Annotated in this window: 17 protein-coding genes and 1 tRNA gene; 8 read left to right on the top strand and 10 right to left on the bottom strand. The window is 71.0% G+C overall.

The annotated features are described in order from the left end of the window. Nucleotides 1-25 precede the first annotated feature (25 nt). Both AB4Z02_RS04125 and rfbA read right to left on the bottom strand, forming a co-directional pair. The gene (locus tag AB4Z02_RS04125) at nt 26-658 is read right to left on the bottom strand and encodes a dTDP-4-dehydrorhamnose 3,5-epimerase family protein (RefSeq protein ID WP_441969499.1); all 633 of its coding nucleotides are present in this window, start codon (nt 656-658) and stop codon (nt 26-28) included. Next, complete coding sequence (gene rfbA / locus AB4Z02_RS04120; RefSeq protein ID WP_441969497.1) at nt 658-1,536, bottom strand: glucose-1-phosphate thymidylyltransferase RfbA; 879 nt, start codon at nt 1,534-1,536, stop codon at nt 658-660. Before rfbA ends, AB4Z02_RS04125 begins: the two co-directional genes overlap by 1 nt. A gap of 53 nt (nt 1,537-1,589) precedes the next feature. Here rfbA and rfbB point away from each other — a divergent pair, with 53 nt between their 5' ends. From rfbB to AB4Z02_RS04105, 3 genes are read left to right on the top strand one after another with little or no spacing between them, the layout of a single operon-like run. Further along, nucleotides 1,590-2,585 carry a dTDP-glucose 4,6-dehydratase gene (gene rfbB / locus AB4Z02_RS04115; protein WP_441969495.1) on the top strand — a complete coding sequence of 332 codons (996 nt, stop codon included), beginning with the start codon at nt 1,590-1,592 and terminating at the stop codon, nt 2,583-2,585. Continuing rightward, nucleotides 2,585-3,448 carry a dTDP-4-dehydrorhamnose reductase gene (gene rfbD / locus AB4Z02_RS04110; protein ID WP_441969493.1) on the top strand — a complete coding sequence of 288 codons (864 nt, stop codon included), beginning with the start codon at nt 2,585-2,587 and terminating at the stop codon, nt 3,446-3,448. Before rfbB ends, rfbD begins: the two co-directional genes overlap by 1 nt. 38 nt (nt 3,449-3,486) lie before the next feature. Then, on the top strand, nt 3,487-4,455 hold the full coding sequence (locus AB4Z02_RS04105; RefSeq protein ID WP_441969491.1) for a zinc-binding dehydrogenase: 969 nt from the start codon (nt 3,487-3,489) through the stop codon (nt 4,453-4,455). A gap of 56 nt (nt 4,456-4,511) precedes the next feature. Here the strand turns inward: AB4Z02_RS04105 and AB4Z02_RS04100 are convergent, their stop codons facing one another. The 6 genes from AB4Z02_RS04100 to AB4Z02_RS04075 form a co-directional block, all read right to left on the bottom strand. Beyond that, entirely contained in the window at nt 4,512-5,162 is a 651-nt protein-coding gene (locus AB4Z02_RS04100; RefSeq protein ID WP_441969489.1) for a GDSL-type esterase/lipase family protein, read from the bottom strand. A gap of 36 nt (nt 5,163-5,198) precedes the next feature. Beyond that, the gene (locus tag AB4Z02_RS04095; RefSeq protein ID WP_441969487.1) at nt 5,199-5,375 is read right to left on the bottom strand and encodes a DUF6104 family protein; all 177 of its coding nucleotides are present in this window, start codon (nt 5,373-5,375) and stop codon (nt 5,199-5,201) included. A gap of 66 nt (nt 5,376-5,441) precedes the next feature. Beyond that, the gene (locus tag AB4Z02_RS04090) at nt 5,442-5,582 is read right to left on the bottom strand and encodes a hypothetical protein (protein ID WP_441969486.1); all 141 of its coding nucleotides are present in this window, start codon (nt 5,580-5,582) and stop codon (nt 5,442-5,444) included. Nucleotides 5,583-5,771: 189 nt separating this feature from the next. Further along, nucleotides 5,772-9,683: a multifunctional oxoglutarate decarboxylase/oxoglutarate dehydrogenase thiamine pyrophosphate-binding subunit/dihydrolipoyllysine-residue succinyltransferase subunit gene (locus tag AB4Z02_RS04085; protein ID WP_441969484.1), complete on the bottom strand. Its 3,912-nt coding sequence runs from the start codon at nt 9,681-9,683 to the stop codon at nt 5,772-5,774. 208 nt (nt 9,684-9,891) lie between these two features. After that, nucleotides 9,892-10,695 (bottom strand): ABC transporter permease, encoded by an 804-nt coding sequence (locus AB4Z02_RS04080; RefSeq protein ID WP_441969482.1) that lies wholly within the window; start codon nt 10,693-10,695, stop codon nt 9,892-9,894. Then, on the bottom strand, nt 10,692-11,684 hold the full coding sequence (locus AB4Z02_RS04075) for an ABC transporter ATP-binding protein (RefSeq protein ID WP_441969480.1): 993 nt from the start codon (nt 11,682-11,684) through the stop codon (nt 10,692-10,694). The genes AB4Z02_RS04080 and AB4Z02_RS04075 overlap by 4 nt, the downstream gene beginning before the upstream one ends. A gap of 107 nt (nt 11,685-11,791) precedes the next feature. Between AB4Z02_RS04075 and AB4Z02_RS04070 the strand changes: the two genes are divergently transcribed. Then, the gene (locus AB4Z02_RS04070) at nt 11,792-13,165 is read left to right on the top strand and encodes a hemolysin family protein (protein WP_441969478.1); all 1,374 of its coding nucleotides are present in this window, start codon (nt 11,792-11,794) and stop codon (nt 13,163-13,165) included. Continuing rightward, nucleotides 13,162-14,196: a hemolysin family protein gene (locus AB4Z02_RS04065; protein WP_056883508.1), complete on the top strand. Its 1,035-nt coding sequence runs from the start codon at nt 13,162-13,164 to the stop codon at nt 14,194-14,196. The genes AB4Z02_RS04070 and AB4Z02_RS04065 overlap by 4 nt, the downstream gene beginning before the upstream one ends. Before the next feature lie 68 nt (nt 14,197-14,264). On the opposite strand, the gene AB4Z02_RS04060 is transcribed toward AB4Z02_RS04065, so the two are convergent. Both AB4Z02_RS04060 and AB4Z02_RS04055 read right to left on the bottom strand, forming a co-directional pair. Beyond that, nucleotides 14,265-15,281 carry a hypothetical protein gene (locus tag AB4Z02_RS04060; protein ID WP_441969476.1) on the bottom strand — a complete coding sequence of 339 codons (1,017 nt, stop codon included), beginning with the start codon at nt 15,279-15,281 and terminating at the stop codon, nt 14,265-14,267. 202 nt (nt 15,282-15,483) lie between these two features. Further along, a tRNA-Arg gene (locus AB4Z02_RS04055) sits at nt 15,484-15,555 on the bottom strand. Between the two features lie 57 nt (nt 15,556-15,612). On the opposite strand from AB4Z02_RS04055, the gene AB4Z02_RS04050 reads away from it, so the two are divergent. The 3 genes from AB4Z02_RS04050 to lysA are packed head-to-tail and all read left to right on the top strand — an operon-like array spanning nt 15,613 to nt 19,136. Next, on the top strand, nt 15,613-16,029 hold the full coding sequence (locus tag AB4Z02_RS04050; RefSeq protein ID WP_056883510.1) for a response regulator: 417 nt from the start codon (nt 15,613-15,615) through the stop codon (nt 16,027-16,029). 20 nt (nt 16,030-16,049) lie between these two features. Beyond that, nucleotides 16,050-17,696, top strand: a complete 1,647-nt coding sequence (gene argS, locus AB4Z02_RS04045; protein WP_441969474.1) for an arginine--tRNA ligase — start codon at nt 16,050-16,052, stop codon at nt 17,694-17,696. A 3-nt stretch (nt 17,697-17,699) separates the two neighbouring features. Continuing rightward, a complete protein-coding gene (lysA, locus tag AB4Z02_RS04040) occupies nt 17,700-19,136 on the top strand; it encodes a diaminopimelate decarboxylase (protein ID WP_441969472.1) in 1,437 nt (478 codons plus the stop codon). Nucleotides 19,137-19,157 lie beyond the last annotated feature (21 nt).

Genomic DNA, 19,157 nt, shown 5'->3' with positions numbered 1-19,157 from the left:
TACGTCCCGACGGGTCAAGGCGCGGTCAAGAGTGCGTCTGCAACGAGCCGTTTTTCCGACTCGCGAGCTGCGCGTAGTACTCCCGGCAGGCGGCATACGTGGGAAGCAGACCCTGCGCCTCGGCCTCCGCAAGCGTGGGCGCCGACTGGTCCTTCGCTGAGAGCAGCGGCTGTTCCATCCCCTCCGGCAGGTGCAGGCCGATCGCGGGATCCAACGGGTGGATGCCGTGCTCGCGGCTCGGGGTGTAGGGGGTGGTGACCAGGTACATCGCCGTCGTGTTGTCCTCCAGGGCGGCGAACGCGTGGCCCATGCCCTCGGGGAGGTAGACCGCACGCCGGTCCTTGGTGTCGAGCAGGACCGCCTCCCACCGCCCGAAGGTGGGAGAGCCGACGCGGATGTCCACGACGAAGTCGAGCAGTGATCCGCTCAGGACGGTGATGTACTTCGCCTGCGAGGGGGGCACGTCGGCGAAGTGGATGCCGCGCACCGTCCCGCGGGACGACACCGACACGTTGGTCTGGACGATGTCCGGGCGGTGGCCGATGGCCTCGGCGAGCAGGTCGCCGCGGAAGGACTCGAGAAACCGACCCCGATCGTCCACAAGCTGCCGCGGGGTGATCTCGAAGGCGTCGGCGATGGCCAGTGGCCGGATCTCCATCAGGCGGCGCCGTTCGCTTCGGTGAGCAGCTCTGTCAGGTAGGCGCCGTAGCCACTCCTGCCCAGGGACTGCGCCCTGGAAGCCAGCTCCTCGTCGTCGAGCCACCCGTTGCGCCAGGCGATCTCCTCCACGCACCCGATCTTGAGGCCCTGCCGCTGCTCCACCACGTGGACGAACTGCGCCGAGTTCATGAGCCCCTCGAAGGTCCCCGTGTCGAACCAAGCTGTCCCGCGAGGCAGGACGGTCACACTGAGGTCGCCGCGGCGCAGGTAGGCGTCGTTGATGGCGGTGATCTCGAGCTCCCCGCGCGAGCTGGGCGTCAGGTCACGGGCGAGTCCGACGACGTCGTTGTCATAGAAGTAGAGACCCGGAACGGCGTAGCTTGACCTGGGCCGTGCCGGCTTCTCCTCGATGGACAGCACGGTGCCGTCCGGGGCGAACTCGACGACGCCATAGGCCGACGGCTCGGTCACGTGGTAGGCGAAGATGTGGCCCCCCTCGACGACGGTGTTGGCGTGCAAGGCGGTGCCGAGCCCACTGCCGTAGAAGATGTTGTCGCCGAGGATGAGGGCGACCGAGTCGTCACCGATGAAGTCCGCGCCGATGATGAACGCCTGGGCCAGGCCTTCGGGCTTGGGTTGCACGGCATACGTCAGCTCGATGCCCCACTGGGAGCCGTCACCCAGGAGCCGCTCGAACTGCGGGCCGTCCTCCGGGGTCGTGATGACGAGCACCTCCCGGATGCCGGCCATCATCAGGGTGGACAGCGGGTAGTAGATCATCGGCTTGTCGTAGACCGGCATGAGCTGCTTGCTGATCCCGAGCGTGATCGGGTGCAGTCGCGTGCCGGATCCGCCGGCCAGGATGATCCCCTTCATGGGGACAGACCATACTGACCGGCCACGCGGGCTCGCTCCGATAACCTCCCCGCATGAAGGTCCTCGTCACCGGTGCGGCAGGGTTCATCGGGTCCAACTTCGTCATCAGGGCACGTCAGGTGCGACCTGACTGGCGGCTCACCGTCCTCGACTCGATGACCTACGCCGCGAACCTCTCGTCGCTGGAGCCGGTCGCCGAGGACGTCAAGGTCGTCAAGGGTTCGGTCGCCGACCCCCATCTGGTGGACGAGCTCGTGGCCGCGCACGACCTGGTCGTCCACTTCGCCGCCGAGTCGCACAACGACAACTCGCTCGACGACCCCTGGCCGTTCATCGACACCAACATCATCGGCACCTACCAGCTGATCCAGGCGGTTCGTCGCCACGACAAGCGGATGCACCACGTGTCGACCGACGAGGTCTACGGCGACCTCGAGCTCGACGACCCCGCGAAGTTCACCGAGTCGACACCTCTCAACCCCTCGAGCCCCTACTCCGCGTCCAAGGCCAGCGCAGACCTGTTGGTGCGGGCGTGGATCCGGTCGTTCGGCCTCAAGGCGACGGTCTCCAACTGCTCCAACAACTACGGCCCCCGCCAGCACGTCGAGAAGCTCATCCCGCGCCAGGTCACTGGCATCATCGACGGGGTGAAGCCCAAGCTCTACGGCGAGGGGCTCAACGTCCGCGACTGGATCCACGTCGACGACCACAACGACGCCGTCATCACCATCATCGAGCAGGGCCGGCTCGGGGAGACCTACCTCATCGGCGCCGACGGCGAGATGAACAACCGCGACATCATCGGCCTCATCCTCGAGCTCATGGGCAAGCCCGCCGACTGGTACGACCACGTGCCGGACCGCCCCGGCCACGACCTGCGCTACGCCATCGACGCGACCAAGCTGCGCACCGAGACCGACTGGCGTCCGGCGCACCCCGACGTCCGCTCAGGCCTCGCCGACACGATTGCCTGGTACGAGGACAACCAGCACTGGTGGCGTGCCGCCAAGGGGGCCGCCGAGGCCCGCTACGCCCGGCTCGGCCGCTGATGGCTCGCTGGCTCGTCACCGGCGCGGCCGGCATGCTCGGCCTCGACCTCCAGGTCGCGCTCGCCCTCAGCGGCGTCCCCGACAAGGACGTGACGGCCCCGACCCGCGCAGACCTCGACATCACCGACGCCGACGCCGTGCGTGACGCGGTCCGCGGCCACGACGTGGTCGTGAACTGCGCGGCATACACCGCCGTCGACGAGGCCGAGACGCACGAGGCGCAGGCGTTCGCGGTCAACGCGATCGGGGCCTCCAACGTCGCTGCCGCCTGTCGCGAGACGGGTGCACGCCTGGTGCACGTCTCCACCGACTACGTGTTCGCCGGCGACGCCGACGAGCCATATGCCGAGGACGCACCCCTCGCGCCCCTGTCGGCCTACGGGCGGTCCAAGGCGGCAGGGGAGTGGGCGGTGCAGGCGCACTGCTCGCGTGCCTGGACCGTCCGCACCGCGTGGCTCTACGGCGGCAGCGGCCCCAGCTTCGTGCGGACCATGGCCCGTCTCGCGCAGTCGCACGAGACGCTGTCGGTGGTGGACGACCAACGAGGGCAGCCGACGTGGACGATGGACGTGGCCGAGGCGATCCTGCGCCTGGTCGAACAGGACGCCCCCTTCGGCATCTGGCACGCGACGAGCCGAGGTGAGACGTCGAAGTACGGCCTCACCCGGGAGGTATTCACCCTCCTCGGGCTCGACCCCGACCGGGTCAAGCCCACCACGAGTGATGCCTTTCCGCTGCCTGCTCCACGTCCGGCGTACAGCGTGCTCGGCCACGACGCCTGGCGCATGGCGCGCATCGCCCCGCTGCCCGAGTGGCGCGAGAGCCTGGCCCGCGCCCTGCCGGACGTCATCGACCCGTCCTGATCCCGCGCGCAGGAGGACCTCGGACTAGGGTCGAAGGCATGCTCGCTGCCTACGCCTCCAGCCAGTCCGCCGACGACCCGCTCTCCGGCCTCGAGGTGGGGGAGCGCCCCGACCCCGAGCCCCGCGAGGGCTGGACCACCGTCTCGCTGCGCGCCTCTGGCCTCAACCATCACGACGTCTGGTCGCTGCGCGGGGTGGGCCTCCCGGCCGACCGCCTGCCGATGGTCCTCGGCTGTGACGGCGCCGGCGTCGACCCCGACGGCAACGAGGTCATCGTCCACGCGGTCATCCCCAGCGACGGCTGGCGCGGCGACGAGACCCTCGACCCCCGCCGCACCCTGCTGTCCGAGCTGCACGACGGCACGCTGGCCCAGAAGGTCAGCGTGCCCGTCGGCAACCTCGTCCCCAAGCCCGAGGGTCTTTCGTGGGAGCACGCGGCCTGCCTGTCCACCGCGTGGCTCACGGCCTACCGGATGCTGTTCACCAACGCCGCCCTGACGCCCGGCGCGACCGTGCTGGTCCAGGGCGCGGGCGGCGGTGTGGCCACCGCCCTCGTGCAGCTCGGCAACGCCGCCGGGTACCGCATGTGGGTCACCGCGCGCGACGAGGAGAAGGGGCGCCGGGCCCTCGAGATCGGCGCCGACCGTGCGTTCGGCAGCGGTGAGCGCCTGCCGGCCCGGGTCGACGCCGTGATGGAGACCGTCGGCGCCGCGACCTGGTCGCACTCGGTCAACTCGCTCAACCCCGGCGGCACCATCGTCATCTCCGGCGCCACCTCCGGCGACGCCCCGGCGAAGGCCGAGCTGACGAAGATCTTCTTCAAGCAGCTGCGCGTCGTCGGCTCCACGATGGGCACCCGCGGCGAGCTCGAGCGGCTCGCGCAGTTCGTCGCGCACCGGGGTATCGAGCCGGTGGTCGACTCGGTCATGCCGCTGGCGCAGGCGCGGGACGGGTTCGCGAAGATGGCCGCCGGCGACGTCTTCGGCAAGATCGTCTTCACCGTCTGACTGGCGCCCACGGGCGGGGGCGGCCGACGCGTGGCGCGGGCCGCCCGTGGGCAGGGTCAGCTGGGTGAGATCTGCAGCCAGTCGTACCAGCCGTTGTGGAGCACCAGCCACGCGATGAGGCCGTACCCCGCCTGCCCCGGGTGGTGCGCCACCCGGCTCGCCGCCAGGTCGGTGCGCCACTGCTCGTGCCCCAGCAGCGGTCGGTAGCAGTCGACGAACGGCACGTCGCGCCGGTTGCAGACGTCGGCCTGTGCCTCCACGAGGACGTCGAGCTTGGTGTTGAGCTCGTCGTCGTCGGTCGGGGGAGGGCTGACCACGAACGTGCCGATGCCGGCGCTCGCCGCGTCGTCGAGGATGTTGGCGAGGTTGAGCCGGTGGCGGGCGAGCGTCACGCCGGATGCGGCGTCGTTGGTGCCGACCGAGATCACCAGGCGCTTCTCCGAGCGGCCGCGCCAGCGCGGCGCGCACTCGCTCTTCCAGCGCCCGAGGATGTCCGCCGAGGTGTCGCCGCGGACGCCGAGGTTGTATGCCGTGAGCTCGAGGTCGGGGTGGTGCGTGCGCCCCACGACGCGGGACACCCAGCCCTGGCCCTTGGGGTCGCCGACCCCGGCCACCATCGATGCGCCGAGGAAGACCATCGCGACGTCGCGGGGCCCGTCGGCGGCGACCTGGAACTCGGCACTCGGGGTGAAGGTGGGCTCGCTCACGCGCTGGTCCTCATCGTCGTCATCTGGTCGTCTCGTTCACTCGTCATCGTCGTCGAGCCGGGCCAGCCAGGTGGCCAGCCGCTCGACGGGGGTCTCGAACTCGGGGTTGAGGTCGACGAACGTCCGCAGCTGCTCGGCCAGCCACTCGAAGGAGACCTCTTCCTCGCCCCGTCGCGTAGCGAGCTCCTCGATTCCACGATCGGTGAAGTACACGCTGCAACACTAACGGGGCGCGGCCCCCAGCCTGACGAGGGCACGCGCCCACGGCGACACGAGCGCCTACTTCGTCATCGCCTCGTAGATGAGGACGGCGTCGACGGCTGCGAAGGCGACCAGCAGCGCGGACACCAGACGGCGGCGCCGCTCGCCGCGGCGGTCGCGGGCGCTGGGCGCTGGCTTGGTGTCAGTGATCGGCTGCACCCCCGGATCCTCCCAGCGCCCAGCAGGCCCCCGCCTCAGTCGATCGGCCGGTTCGGCCCCCACCGGAAGAACGAGGTGTCCGGCTCTTTCTCCGTGTAACGCCAGATGAGTTCGCTTTGGACACAGGTATGCCGCGCGGCCCGTGGGCCACGCGGCATACCTGTCGTTGCGTCTGGTTGTGCTTGTCGGTCAGCGCGCCAGGGCTGCGGCGATCAGCTCGGCCTGCTGCTCGGCGTGGCGCTTGCTCGACCCGGTGGCAGGCGAGGCCGAGGCCTTGCGCGACACCACCTGCAGGGCGCGGGTCTCGCCGAGGTCGGCGAGGGCCTGCGGCAGGTTTAGCGCCATGAACGGCCACGCGCCCTGGTTGCGGGGCTCGTCCTGCACCCAGACCACGTCGGCGTTCGGGTACTTCGCGAGCTCGACGGCGATCTCCTTGGCCGGCAGGGGAGCGAGCTGCTCCACCCGCACGATCGCGGTCGCGCCGTCGTCGGCCTTGTCGCGGGCGGCCTCGAGGTCGTAGACCACCTTGCCGCTCGCGAGCAGCACCCGCGTCACCCCGGAGGCGTCGAGCTGCTTGCGCTCGGGCAGCACCGGGCGGAACGTGCCGGTGGTGAAGTCCTCCGGCATGCTGCTCGCCGCCTTGAGCCGCAGCATCGACTTCGGGGTGAAGACGATGAGCGGACGACGCGGACGGGCGTAGGCCTGGCGACGCAGCAGGTGGAAGTAGCTCGCCGGCGTCGACGGGTAGGCCACCGTCATGTTGTCCTCGGCGCACATGGTCAGGAAGCGCTCGATACGCGCCGAGGAGTGGTCCGGTCCCTGGCCCTCGTAGCCGTGGGGGAGCAGCAGCACGACGGACGAGCGCTGGCCCCACTTCTGCTCCGAGGAGGAGATGAACTCGTCGACGACCGTCTGCGCGCCGTTGAAGAAGTCGCCGAACTGCGCCTCCCACAGCACGAGCGCGTCAGGGCGCTCGACCGAGTAGCCGTACTCGAAGCCCATCGCCGCGAACTCCGACAGCAACGAGTCGTAGACCCAGAACCGGGCCTGGCCGTCGCCGAGGTAGAGCAGCGGCGTCCACTCCTCGGCGGTGCTCTTGTCGATGAGCACCGCGTGGCGCTGGACGAACGTGCCACGGCGGCTGTCCTGCCCGGCGAGGCGCACCGGGGTGCCCTCCATGAGCAGCGACCCGAACGCCGCGAGCTCGCCGGTGGCCCAGTCGATGCCACCGTCGCGCATCGAGGCCGCGCGCTTCTCCATCGCCTGCGCCAGCTTGGGGTGCACGGTGAAACCGGGCGGCGGGTTCACGAACGCGTCACCGATGTGCTGGAGAACGTCGGCGGTGATGGCCGTCTGGTCGGCGGCCCGGGTGCTGGTGTCCTTCGCCTGCGCCGACGGCGGCTCGAGGCCGGAGTGACCCTCGGCGTCGGTGCCGGCCAGCGTGGGGTTGGTGGCCTCCTCGGAAGCCTCCTTGAGGGCGGCCTTGGTCTCGACGAACACGCGCTCCAGCTGCTGCTGGTAGTCGCGAAGCGCCGCCTCGGCCTCCTCCTGCCCGATGTCGCCACGGCCGATGAGGGCCTCGGTGTAGAGCTTGCGGACCGAGCGCTTGGCCTCGATGAGGTTGTACATCAGCGGCTGGGTCATCGACGGGTCGTCGCCCTCGTTGTGGCCACGGCGGCGGTAGCACACCATGTCGATGACGACGTCCTTGTTGAACTCCTGCCGGAACTCGTAGGCCAGCTCGGCCACGCGGACGCAGGCCTCCGGGTCGTCACCGTTCACGTGGAAGATCGGCGCCTGGATCATGCGCGCGACGTCGGTGGAGTAGGTGCTCGACCGCGAGGCGCTCGGCGAGGTCGTGAACCCGACCTGGTTGTTGATGACGACGTGGATCGTGCCGCCGGTGCGGTAGCCGCGCAGCTGCGACAGGTTGAGCGTCTCCGCCACGACGCCCTGGCCGGCGAACGCCGCGTCACCGTGCATGAGCAACGGCAGCACGGTGAAGTCCTCACCGGCGAGGTCGAGGCGGTCCTGCTTGGCGCGGGTGATGCCCTCGAGCACCGGGTTGACGGCCTCGAGGTGGGAGGGGTTGGCCGCGAGGTAGACCTTGGTCTTGCTGCCGTCCTCGGCGACGAACTCGCCCTCGGTGCCCAGGTGGTACTTCACGTCGCCGGAGCCCTGCACGGACTTGGGGTCCTGCTTGCCCTCGAACTCGCGGAAGATCTGGCCGTAGGACTTGCCCGCGATGTTGGCGAGCACGTTGAGGCGCCCGCGGTGCGGCATACCGATGCACACCTCGTCCATGGAGTCGGCGGCGGCGCGGCACAGGATGCGGTCGAGCAGCGCGATGACCGACTCGCCACCCTCGAGGCTGAACCGCTTCTGGCCCACGAACTTGGTCTGCAGGAACGTCTCGAACGCCTCGGCGGCGTTAAGGCGACGCAGGATCCGCAGCTGCTCGTCGGGACCCGGCTTGGCGTAGCCGACCTCGATCTTGGCCTGCAGCCAGCGGCGCTGCTCGGGGTCCTGGATGTGCATGTACTCGGTGCCGATGGTGCGGCAGTAGGAGTCACGCAGGATGCCGAGGATCTTGCGCAGGCGCAGCATCGGCGCCCCACCGAAGCCACCCGTCGCGAAGTCGCGCTCGAGGTCCCACAGGGTGAGCCCGTGCGACGTCACGTCGAGGTCGGGGTGGCGGCGCTGGCGGTACTCCAGCGGGTCGGTGTCGGCCATGAGGTGGCCGCGCACGCGGTAGGCGTGGATGAGCTCCTGCACGCGCGCCGTCTTGTTGACGTCGTCGTCGTGGTGGGCCGAGATGTCCTGGACCCAGCGGACCGGCTCGTAGGGCAGGCGCAGCGACTCGAAGATCTCGTCGTAGAAGCCGTTCTCGCCGAGCAGCAGCTGGTGCACGATCCGCAGGAAGTCACCGGACTGCGCGCCCTGGATGATGCGGTGGTCGTAGGTGCTGGTCAGGGTGAGGATCTTGGATACGGCGTTGCGGTTGAGGGTCTCCTGGCTCGCGCCCTGCCACTCGGCGGGGTACTCGAGCGCGCCGACGCCGATGATCGCGCCCTGTCCGGCCATCAGGCGCGGCACCGAGTGGACGGTGCCGATCGTGCCCGGGTTGGTCAGGGTGAGGGTGGTGCCCTGGAAGTCCTCGACGGTCAGCTTGCCGCCGCGGGCCTTCTTGACGACGTCCTCGTAGGCGGTCCAGAAGTGCGCGAAGTCCATCGACTCGGCGGACTTGATCGAGGGGACGAGCAGCTGGCGGGTGCCGTCGGGCTTGGCCATGTCGATGGCGAGGCCGAGGTTGACGTGGCCGGGCACGACCAGCGCCGGCTTGCCCTTCTCGTCGGTGGTGTAGCCGTTGTTCATCTCCGGCATGTGGCCCAGCGCCTTGACCAGGGCGTAGCCGATGAGGTGGGTGAACGACACCTTGCCACCGCGCGAGCGCGCCAGGTGGTTGTTGATGACGACGCGGTTGTCGATCAGGAGCTTGGCCGGGACCGCGCGCACGCTGGTCGCGGTCGGCACCGTCAGCGACGACTCCATGTTGGTCACCGTGCGGGCGCTGGCGCCACGCAGCGGCTTGACCTCGTCCTGGTTGACCGGGCCGGTGGCCTTGGGGACCTCGGGGTCGCGGGGCTTGGGCTGCTCCTTGGCGGCCGCGGCCTCCTTGTCCTCCGGCTTGTCCGCGACCGCGGTGTCGGTCTTCGCGTCGGAGCGGTCGGTGCTCGTCGCCTGCGGCTTGCCCGAGTCGGTGGCCGACGATGCCTTCGCGGTGGTGGCCGGCTGGGCGCTCGCCGAGGCCGGCTTGGCGGCCTGGGCCGGGGCGCTTGCCGGGGCCGGGGCGCTCTCCTGCGCGGCGGGCTTCGACGCGGCCGGGGCGGTCGGGGCCTGCGCGGTCGGGGCCGACGACGTGCCGCCGTTCACCGACCCGTTGCCCTCGCCCTCCGACGGCTGGTAGTCCTCGAAGAACGACCACCACGCCTTGTCGACGGAGTTCTTGTCGTTCTTGTACTGCTCATAGAGCTCGTCCACGAGCCACTCGTTCGGCCCGAAGGCCGCCATGGGGTCGCTGGTCGGGGACTGGTCGGGCACGGCGGATACGCCTCTTTCGTAGCGTCGACAATGACGGGCAATGGGTCCCCCCAGCCTATCCCCGTCGGCGTGCTCGGCGTCATCCGGGTGAGCCGCCGCGAGACGGGGCGCGGCGGCCGCGCCATACCCCTCCCCACCTGCGGGTATGCCGCGGGGCCGGCCTCCTCGCGGAAACCGGCCCCACGACCATACGCGGGAGGGTGGTCGACTAGCTGATGTCGCTGCGGACCGTCCGCCAGGAACCGAACCCGGCCAGCACCGCGGCATACGCGGCCAGCACCAGCGCTCCTCCCCACCAGGCGAGCTGGGGGGCGGCGTCAGCACCACTCTGGGTGACGCCGTTGACCATCGAGTTGGTGGCCGCGCCGGGCATGTACTCGACGATGTGCTCGCGCCCGAACTCCCACAGGCCGAGCAGCACCCGGGCGATGGGCTCGACGATCCACGCGACGCCCACCGAGATGAGCAGGGCCGCCACCTGGTTGGGGATGAGGATGCCGGCGCCGAGGCCGATCAGCGCCCAGAGGCCCAGGACGAGGAGGCTGAGCGCGAGGGTGCGGAAGACGCCCGAGGACGGGAACGGCTCGAAGCCGCGGGCGTTGAGGACGATGGCCCCGGCAATGACGGAGCCGACGAGCGAGATCAGGCCGTAGATCGCGCCGATGCCGAGCAGGGCGATGACCTTGGCGCCCATCACCCTTCCGCGACGAGGCACCCCCAGGAACGTGCTGGTGATGGTCTTGTGCCGGTACTCGGAGCCGATCTGCATGACGCCGATGGTCAGCGTGAGGAGGTATCCCAGGCTGAGGCCGCCGGTGTAGACGCTGTTGGCGATCTGCTCGGCGGTGCCCGTCGGGGCGCCCTCGCCACCACCGGTTGCGGCGTCGCTGGTCAGCAGGAAGCCGAAGGCGACCGCGAGACTGGCTCCGGCGACGAACATCGCGATGGCCATGCCCCACCACATGCGGGTGGTGAAGAACTTGCGCAGCTCGGCGCGGACGGCGGCGGTCATGCGTGTGCCCCTTCCTGTCCGGCGAGGGCTTGCCCCTCGGTGGAGGTCCCTTCGCCGAGATTGCGGTTCGTGCCCTCGGTGAGCTGGAAGAAGACGTCCTCCAGGTCGGTCGTGGCGGCGCGGAGCTCGTAGACCGGCAGGCCGGCCCTCAGGGCGACGTCGCCGACGAGGCGCAGGTCGGCGGTGTCCACGAGCAGCCCCCCGTCCTGGGCCGAGCTGGTCAGGTCGGCGACCCGCAGGGCGCCGGCCAGCGCGTCCGCGTCGGTGGTCTTCACGATGGCGCCACCGCTGCCGTGCAGCTCGCTCATGGCGCCCTGCTTGACGAGGCGGCCGTTGGAGATGATGACGACGTCGTCGACGGTCTGTTCGACCTCCTGGAGCATGTGGCTGGAGATGAGGACGGTCTTGCCCTGGCTCGAGAGGTGGCGCAGGAACCCGCGCAGCCAGCGGATGCCCTCGGGGTCGAGGCCGTTGGCGGGCTCGTCCAGGATGAGGACCTGCGGGTCGCCCAGGAGAGCCGCGGCGAGGCCCAGGCGCTGCCGCATACCCATCGAGTAGCCGCCCGCGCGCTTGCGGGCAGCCGCCGGGATGCCCACCAGCTCGAGCATCTCGTCCACGCGGCCCGCACCCACGCCCATGGTGTCCGCGAGGACCCGCAGGTGGTTGCGGCCCGTGCGGCCGGGGTGAAAGTTCGTGGCCTCGAGGGCCGAGCCCACGGTCGCCATCGGCGCGTCGATGTCGTGGTAGCGCCGACCGCCAATGGTGGCAGCCCCGCTCGTCGGCGTGATCAGCCCGAGCAGCATGCGCAGGGTCGTGGTCTTGCCGGCGCCGTTGGGCCCGAGGAAGCCGGTGATGCGGCCGGGCTCGACGGTGAAGGACAGGTCGTCGACGGCGGTGAAGCTGCCGAAGCGCTTGGTGAGGTTGCGGACCTCGATGCGCCCGGCGCCGTGCGCGCCGCTCGTCGGTGTGGTCGGTGTGGTGGTGGTCATCGTTCCCCCGGTCTCAGGTGCATGGGCGTCATCCTCCCAACTGACGCAGGGGGAGGGTCAACGCGGTTTGTCCCCGGCGCGTCGCGCGACCCTAGGATGGCCGCACTATGACCGAATGGTTGCTGGTCCTTGCCGGCGTGGGGTTGACGGTCGGGACCGCTGTCTTCGTGGCGACCGAGTTCTCGCTCGTCGCACTGGACCGCCCGACGGTGCAGAAGGCGATCGACGCCGGCGACGGTCGTGCCGAGACCGTGCTGGGGTCGCTGCGCCGGCTGTCGACCCAGCTGTCCGCGGCGCAGGTGGGCATCACGCTGACCACCCTCATCCTGGGGTTCCTCACCACCCCCTCGCTGGGCAAGCTCCTGCAGACGCCGCTCGGGTCGCTCGGCCTCGCCGGGACGACCCTCGACTCCGTCTCCTCGACGCTCGCCCTGGCCATCGCGACCGTGTTCTCCATGGTCTTCGGCGAGCTGCTGCCGCAGTTCCTGGGGATATCGGCGCCCCTCGCGACGGCCAAGGTCGTGACGATGCCGGTCCGCGCGTTCGCCCTCGTCTCGCGCCCCCTGATCGTGGTCCTCAACGGCTCCGCCAACCTCTTCCTGCGCGCCCTCGGCATCACCCCGCAGGAGGAGCTGTCCGGGGCGCGGACCCCGCAGGAGCTCGCCTCCCTGGTGCGCCGGTCGGCCGAGGCGGGGACGCTCGACGAGGGCACCGCCCGGCTCGTGACGCGCTCACTCGGCTTCGGTGAGCAGACCGCGGCTGACGTCATGAGCCCGCGCGCCCGGTCGTCGTCCATCGAGCGCACCGCGACCGCCGACGACGTCGTCCGGCTCGCGCGCCGTACCGGCCACTCCCGCTTCCCCGTCACCGGCGAGGACTGGGACGACATCGACGGCGTCGTCCACGTCAAGCGCGCCATCGCCGTCCCGCACGAGCGGCGCCCCGACGTCCCCGTCTCCGCGCTGATGGTGCCGCCGCTGCTCGTGCCCGAGACGATCCGGCTCGACCCGCTGCTGCTCATGCTGCGCGAGCACGGGCTCCAGCTAGCCATCGTCGTCGACGAGTACGGCGGGACCGCCGGCATCGTCACCCTCGAGGACGTCGTCGAGGAGATCGTGGGGGAGGTGTCCGACGAGCACGACGTGTTCCGGACGACCGGCCGCGAGCTGACCGACGGGTCGTGGACCGTGCCCGGGCTGTGGCGCCCCGACGAGGTGCGCGACCGCCTCGGCGCCGAGGTGCCCGACGGTCCCGCCTACGAGACCACGGGCGGGTTCGTGATGGCCGAGCTCGGCCGCATACCCGTCGTCGGCGACACGGTGAGCATCCCCGGGTGGGAGATCACGGTCCTGGCCATGGACGGCATGCGCGCGGACCGGCTGCGCTTCCGCGCGCAGGAGCCCGCCGAGGGCGAGGAGGGCGCCCGTGGTGCCCCGCCGACGGGTACGGCGTCCGCCCAGTCCGAGGGGGAGCGGCCGTGAGCGTCGCCGCCGTCTGGGTGACGGTCCTGCTGCTCCTGCTCAACGCGTTCTTCGTGGGGGCCGAGTTCGCGGCGATGGCCGCACGCCGCTCCACCCTGGAGCCGCTGGCCGCCGCGGGGTCCCGCCGCGCCCAGACCTGCCTCGACGCCCTCGAGCAGATGGGGTCGCTGCTCGCCTGCGCCCAGCTCGGCATCACCGTCTGCTCGGTGCTGCTCGGTGCCATCTCCGAGGCGGCCCTGCACCACGCCCTCGAGCCCGTGGTCAGGCACCTGTCGCTCCCGACCGGGGTCGCCGACGGGGCAGCCCTGGCGCTCGCGCTGCTCATCGTCGTCTACCTGCACGTCGTGGTCGGCGAGATGATCCCCAAGAACCTCGCGCTCGCCGGACCCGAGCGCTCGGCGCTGGTCCTGGTGCCGGTGCTGCTGGTCATCACCCGGGCGCTGCGGCCCGTCATCTCGGTGATGGAGCACCTGGCCAAGGCGCTGGTCCGGCTGTTCGGGGTCGAGCCCAAGGACGAGATCACCTCGACGTTCACGGTCGAGGAGGTCGAGCACATCCTCGCCGAGAGCCACCACGAGGGGCTGATCGAGGAGGGCCAGCACGGGCTGGTCGGTGCGGCGCTGGAGTTCAGCGACAAGGACGCGGTCGACGTCGCCGTGCCCCTCGACGACCTCGTGACCCTGCCGGTCACCGCGACGCCCGACGACGTCGAGCGGCTGGTGGCCAAGCGCGGCTTCTCGCGCTACCCGCTCGTCGACCGCGCGGGTGGGCTCGCCGGCTACCTGCACCTCAAGGACGTGCTCTACGCCGACGACACCGAGCGCGACATCGCCGTCCCGGTCAAGCGCGTCCGCAAGCTGGCCACCGTCCAGGCGGCCGACGAGGTCGAGGACGTGCTGCGGACCATGCAGCTGACCGGCGCCCACCTGGCCCGGGTGGTCGACACCGACGGGGTGACCATCGGCGTCGTCTTCCTGGAGGACGTCATCGAGGAGCTCGTCGGCGAGGTCACCGACGCCTCCCAGCGCTGAGCCGCCCTCCGCCACCTGCGCCTCGCCTCACCCACACGTCGAGGTCACCCGTCAGCCCGGACCTCGCCTCACCCACACGTCGAGGTGGTGGCAAACCGTCCCGTCCAGGCGGGATGAGGGCGATCTGCCACCACCTCGACGCCGAGGTAGGCAGCCAGCCGGCGCAGGAGGGCGTGTCGCCGAGCCGGGTTGGTGTGGTCCGAGCGGGTCAGCTCGACGTACTTCCAGCCGTCGTCCTCCACGAGCAGCCGGCGGCTGATGTCGTCGTCGCCCCGGCGGAAGCTGCCGAAGTGGTGAGCGCCCTGGTACTCCGCGACCACGTTGCGCTCTCGCCAGACGAAGTCGCCCCGGCACAGGAAGCCCGATCCGTCGGCCGCCATGACCGCGACGTTGACCTCGGGCTCGGGCAGGCCGTGACGACAGAAGAGCAGGCGGCTGCGCGTCTCCATGGCCGAGTCGGCGCCGACCCTCACCCACGCCAGGGCCTCCCGCAACCCGCGGACACCGCGTGCGCCACGTCCGCGGCGGTCGAGGGCCGCGCGCAGCGGCTCGGTGCTCCCGGTCAGCCGCGCCACCCGGTCGCCGGCGACGACGAGGTCCTCCACGCCGAGCAGGCTGCCGAGGTCGACCCACGTGTCGGCCATCGAGACCAGGCGCAGCCCACGCACGACCACCAGGTGGCGCGACTGCAGGCCGAGGTGCGGCCTGACGCCGGGACGGTCGACCGGGTTGCGGCCCGTCGGGCGCATGACGTGCAGTGGCCGGACGTGCTCGTGGCTGCGGGGGAGCGGTATGCCGTGGAGCAGGGCCGCGGTGCAGTGCGAGTAGGCGGCGTCGTCCGGCAGCACGAGAGCCGCTGCCCAGGCATCTGCCTGTACCTGCGCCCGGACGTCGAGGACTGGGGCACCCGGGTCGCGGAGCGACAGGTCTCGAGTGGTCGTGGCCAGCCGCCGGACACCGTGGAACGGTCGCTCGAGGTCGCCGCCGCGCAGCCGGCCGTGGGTCAGCCCGGCAGACAGCGCCTCGGTGGTGCTGAAGGCCCGCCCGGCCAGGTCCGCGGGCAACGGCGTCGGGCGACCAGGCATGACCGCAGCGTGGCGCAGGCGCGCCATACCGGTGCGCAGTCATCCACAGGCCCGGGTCCGCGACGCCCGGGAACCTCGCCGAGGTGGTGGCAAACCGTCCCGTCCGGGCCGGGTCGGGACGATCTGCCACCACCTCGACGCGGGGTGGGTGCGGTCCGGACACGGCGAAGGGCCGACCGCGTGGCGGTCGGCCCTTTTTGGGTGCCCCCGGCAGGATTCGAACCTGCGCTCCCGCCTCCGGAGGGCGGTGCTCTATCCCCTGAGCTACGGGGGCCGATGCACGTCCGGTGATGGACGCGCTCGGTGAGGTTAGCAGCCTAGGGTGTGCTCCATGGAACCCGGGGGACTCGTGGTGGTCTGCGACGACACGGAGCCGATCCGTCGCCTCATCCGGGTCAACCTGGAGCTCGAGGGCTTCGAGGTCGAGGAGGCCAGCGAGGGCGGCGAGCTGCTCGAGGTGCTGACCCGCCGGGCCGACCACGGCGAGACGCTGCCGGGGGTGGTCACCCTCGACGCGCAGATGGAGCCGCGCGACGGCTGGTGGGCCATCAGCCGCATCCGCGCCGACCCCCGGCTGGCCGACATCCCGGTGATCATGGTGACGGCCTCGGTGCAGCAGCACGACCGGGTGCAGGCCCGCGCCTCCGGCTTCGACGCCTTCGTCTCCAAGCCGTTCGACCCCGAGGACATCATCGACCTCGTCCGCGGCTACATGGCGGGCGGCAGGGGTCACACCGTGGGCGCCTGAGGTCGCCCTAGACTTGCACGGTGACCCCCGAACAGCTCTCCGCTGCCCTGCGCACCGCCCTCACCGACGCCGTCGCCGCAGGCGACCTCGCCGTGGACGTGCCCGCGGAGGTGCGCGTGGAGCGACCGAGGAACCGCGACCACGGCGACTGGTCCACCAACGTCGCGCTGCAGCTGGCCAAGGGCGCAGGTATGCCGCCGCGCGACGTCGCGGCGCTGCTCGCCGACCGCCTCGGCCGCGTCGACGGAGTCAAGGCCGTCGACATCGCCGGACCCGGGTTCCTCAACATCACCCTCGACGCGGCATCGGCGGGGGAGCTCGCCCGCAGCATCGTCGAGGCGGGAACGACCTACGGCCACAACGACTCCGAGGCCGGACACGTCATCAACCTCGAGTACATCTCGGCCAACCCGACCGGCCCGCTGCACCTGGGGCACACCCGCTGGGCGGCGCTGGGCGACGCGATGAGCCGGCTCCTCAAGGCGTCCGGCGCGACGGTGACGGCGGAGTACTACATCAACGACGCCGGCGCCCAGATGGACAAGTTCGCCGCCTCGGTCCTCGCCAGGGCCAAGGGTGAGCCCACGCCCGAGGGTGGCTACCCCGGCGCCTACATCGACGACCTCGCCGCGCAGGCGCTCGCGGCCAGGCCCGACCTGCTCGAGCTCCCCGCCGACGAGGCGCTCGCCGAGGTGCGCCGGCTCGCGTACGCCGCGCAGCTGCAGGACATCAAGGCCACGCTCGCCGACTTCGGGGTGCACTTCGACGTGTGGTTCTCCGAGGCCGCGCTGCACGACGCCGGCGCCGTCGAGCAGGCCGTCGAGCGGCTGCGCGAGCAGGGCCACGTCTTCGACGAGGACGGCGCGGTCTGGCTGCGCACGACCGACTTCACCGACGACAAGGACCGGGTCCTGATCCGGGCCAACGGCGAGCCGACCTACTTCGCCGCCGACGCCGCCTACTACCTGTCCAAGAAGGACCGGGGCTTCGACGAGAAGATCTACCTCCTAGGGGCCGACCACCACGGCTACATCAACCGGCTCAAGGCCATCGCGGCCTGCGCCGGCGACGACCCGGAGCACAACATCGAGGTCCAGATCGGCCAGCTGGTCAACCTCGGCGGCGCCAAGCTGTCCAAGCGCGCCGGCAACATCATCGAGCTGCGCGACCTCATCGGCTGGATCGGCACCGACGCGATCCGCTACTCCCTGTCGCGCTACCCGGCCGACAGCCCGCTGTCGCTCGACGGCGAGGAGCTGCGCAAGCAGACCAACGACAACCCGGTCTTCTACGTGCAGTACGCCCACGCCCGGACGTCCAACGTCGCACGGCTGGCGGGGGAGGACGGCGTACGGCGTGAGGACGGCTTCGACCCGTCGCTCCTGGGCGACCCCACCGAGGCGGCGCTGCTGGCCATCCTCGGCGACTTCCCCCGGGTCGTCGCCCAGGCGGCCCACCTGCGCGAGCCGCACCGCGTCGCGCGCTACCTCGAGGACCTCGCCGGCCACTTCCACAAGTGGTACGACACCTGCCGCGTGCGGCCGATGACCGCCGACGAGGAGGTCACCGACCTGCACCGCAGCCGGCTGTGGCTCAACGACGCGACGCGTCAGGTCTTGGCCAACGGACTGGACCTCCTGGGGGTCTCCGCACCAGACAGGATGTAGCCCATGCGCGCTCACGAGGCCGGTGCCCTCCACGCCGAGGGTTACGGCGGGCCACCGCACTGGCTGCCCACGCCCGGCGACGTCAACGAGCTGATGCCGCAGCTGTGGCCACAGACCGTCACGCGTGACGACGAGGGGCGCCTGACCGTTGGCGGCCTCGACGTGGTGAGCATCGCGCGCGAGTTCGGCACGGCTGCCTACGTCCTGGACGAGGAGGACTTCCGTGCGCGGGCGCGGGCGTTCCGCGACGACTTCGCCGAGCCGTTCGCGGAGCTGGGCGGTGTCGACGTCTACTACGCGGGCAAGGCGTTTCTGTGCACCGAGGTCGCGCGGTGGGTGGCCGACGAGGGCCTGTGCCTCGACGTCTGCTCCGGCGGGGAGCTGGCCGTCGCGCAGCGCGCGGGGTTCCCTGCGCAGCGAATCGGCTTGCACGGCAACAACAAGAGCGTCGCCGAGATCCACCAGGCACTCGACTACGGGGTGGGCCGGATCGTCGTCGACTCGTTCGAGGAGATCGAGCGCATCGCCGCGGTGGCGGCCGAGCTCGGAGTCCGCGCGCCGGTGATGGTGCGCGTGACGGTGGGCGTCGAGGCCCACACCCACGAGTTCATCGCCACCGCCCACGAGGACCAGAAGTTCGGCTTCTCCCTGGCCGGGGGACGGGCCGCGGAGGCCATCGCCCGGATCCTCGAGCACGCCGAGACCCTCGACCTTTTCGGCCTGCACTCCCACATCGGCTCGCAGATCTTCGACACGTCGGGGTTCGAGGTCTCCGCCCGGCGGCTCATCGGGCTGCACGCGGAGGTGGCTCGCGTCCACGGGGTCCACATGCCCGAGCTCGACCTCGGCGGCGGCTACGGCATCGCCTACACGTCCGAGCACGAGCCCCTGACGCCGCGAGAGCTCGGCGAGCAGATGGCCGACCTGGTGGCGCGGGAGCTCAAGACGGTCGGCGACGGCAGCCCCGGCAGCCCCGCCCCGAAAGTGTCGATCGAGCCGGGCCGGGCCATCGCCGGCCCCAGCACGTTCACGCTCTACGAGGTGGGGACGGTCAAGGACGTCGACCTCGGCGGCAGGGCGAAGCGCACCTACGTGTCTGTGGACGGCGGCATGAGCGACAACATCCGCACCGCCCTCTACGACGCCGACTACTCGTGCACCCTGGCCAGCCGCCGCTCCGACGCGGCGCCGCGCCTCGCCCGGGTGGTGGGCAGGCACTGCGAGAGCGGCGACATCGTGGTCATGGACGAGTACCTGCCCGACGACGTGACGGCAGGGGACCTGCTCGCCGTCCCCGGCACGGGGGCCTACTGCCGCAGCATGGCCAGCCAGTACAACCACACCCCGCGGCCCCCCGTCATCGCGGTTCGTGAGGGGCAGGCGCGCGTCATCGTGCGGCGCGAGACGGTGGAGGATCTGCTGGCGCTGGATGTCGGGTGAGGAGATCTCCCGCAACGGGTC

This window comes from Pedococcus sp. 2YAF34 (assembly GCF_052114585.1).
GTDB lineage: Bacteria > Actinomycetota > Actinomycetes > Actinomycetales > Dermatophilaceae > Pedococcus.
Note: the sequence above shows the minus strand (reverse complement) of the source record. Positions and strands in the feature narration are given on the sequence as shown.

What these genes read in the sequence shown, in the direction of transcription:
- AB4Z02_RS04125 (WP_441969499.1), bottom strand. Translation starts at nt 658, where the DNA reads ATGGAGATCCGGCCACTGGCCATCGCCGACGCCTTCGAGATCACCCCG.
- rfbA (WP_441969497.1), bottom strand. Translation starts at nt 1,536, where the DNA reads ATGAAGGGGATCATCCTGGCCGGCGGATCCGGCACGCGACTGCACCCG.
- rfbB (WP_441969495.1), top strand. Translation starts at nt 1,590, where the DNA reads ATGAAGGTCCTCGTCACCGGTGCGGCAGGGTTCATCGGGTCCAACTTC.
- rfbD (WP_441969493.1), top strand. Translation starts at nt 2,585, where the DNA reads ATGGCTCGCTGGCTCGTCACCGGCGCGGCCGGCATGCTCGGCCTCGAC.
- AB4Z02_RS04105 (WP_441969491.1), top strand. Translation starts at nt 3,487, where the DNA reads ATGCTCGCTGCCTACGCCTCCAGCCAGTCCGCCGACGACCCGCTCTCC.
- AB4Z02_RS04080 (WP_441969482.1), bottom strand. Translation starts at nt 10,695, where the DNA reads ATGACCGCCGCCGTCCGCGCCGAGCTGCGCAAGTTCTTCACCACCCGC.
- AB4Z02_RS04075 (WP_441969480.1), bottom strand. Translation starts at nt 11,684, where the DNA reads ATGACCACCACCACACCGACCACACCGACGAGCGGCGCGCACGGCGCC.
- AB4Z02_RS04070 (WP_441969478.1), top strand. Translation starts at nt 11,792, where the DNA reads ATGACCGAATGGTTGCTGGTCCTTGCCGGCGTGGGGTTGACGGTCGGG.
- AB4Z02_RS04060 (WP_441969476.1), bottom strand. Translation starts at nt 15,281, where the DNA reads ATGCCTGGTCGCCCGACGCCGTTGCCCGCGGACCTGGCCGGGCGGGCC.
- AB4Z02_RS04050 (WP_056883510.1), top strand. Translation starts at nt 15,613, where the DNA reads ATGGAACCCGGGGGACTCGTGGTGGTCTGCGACGACACGGAGCCGATC.
- lysA (WP_441969472.1), top strand. Translation starts at nt 17,700, where the DNA reads ATGCGCGCTCACGAGGCCGGTGCCCTCCACGCCGAGGGTTACGGCGGG.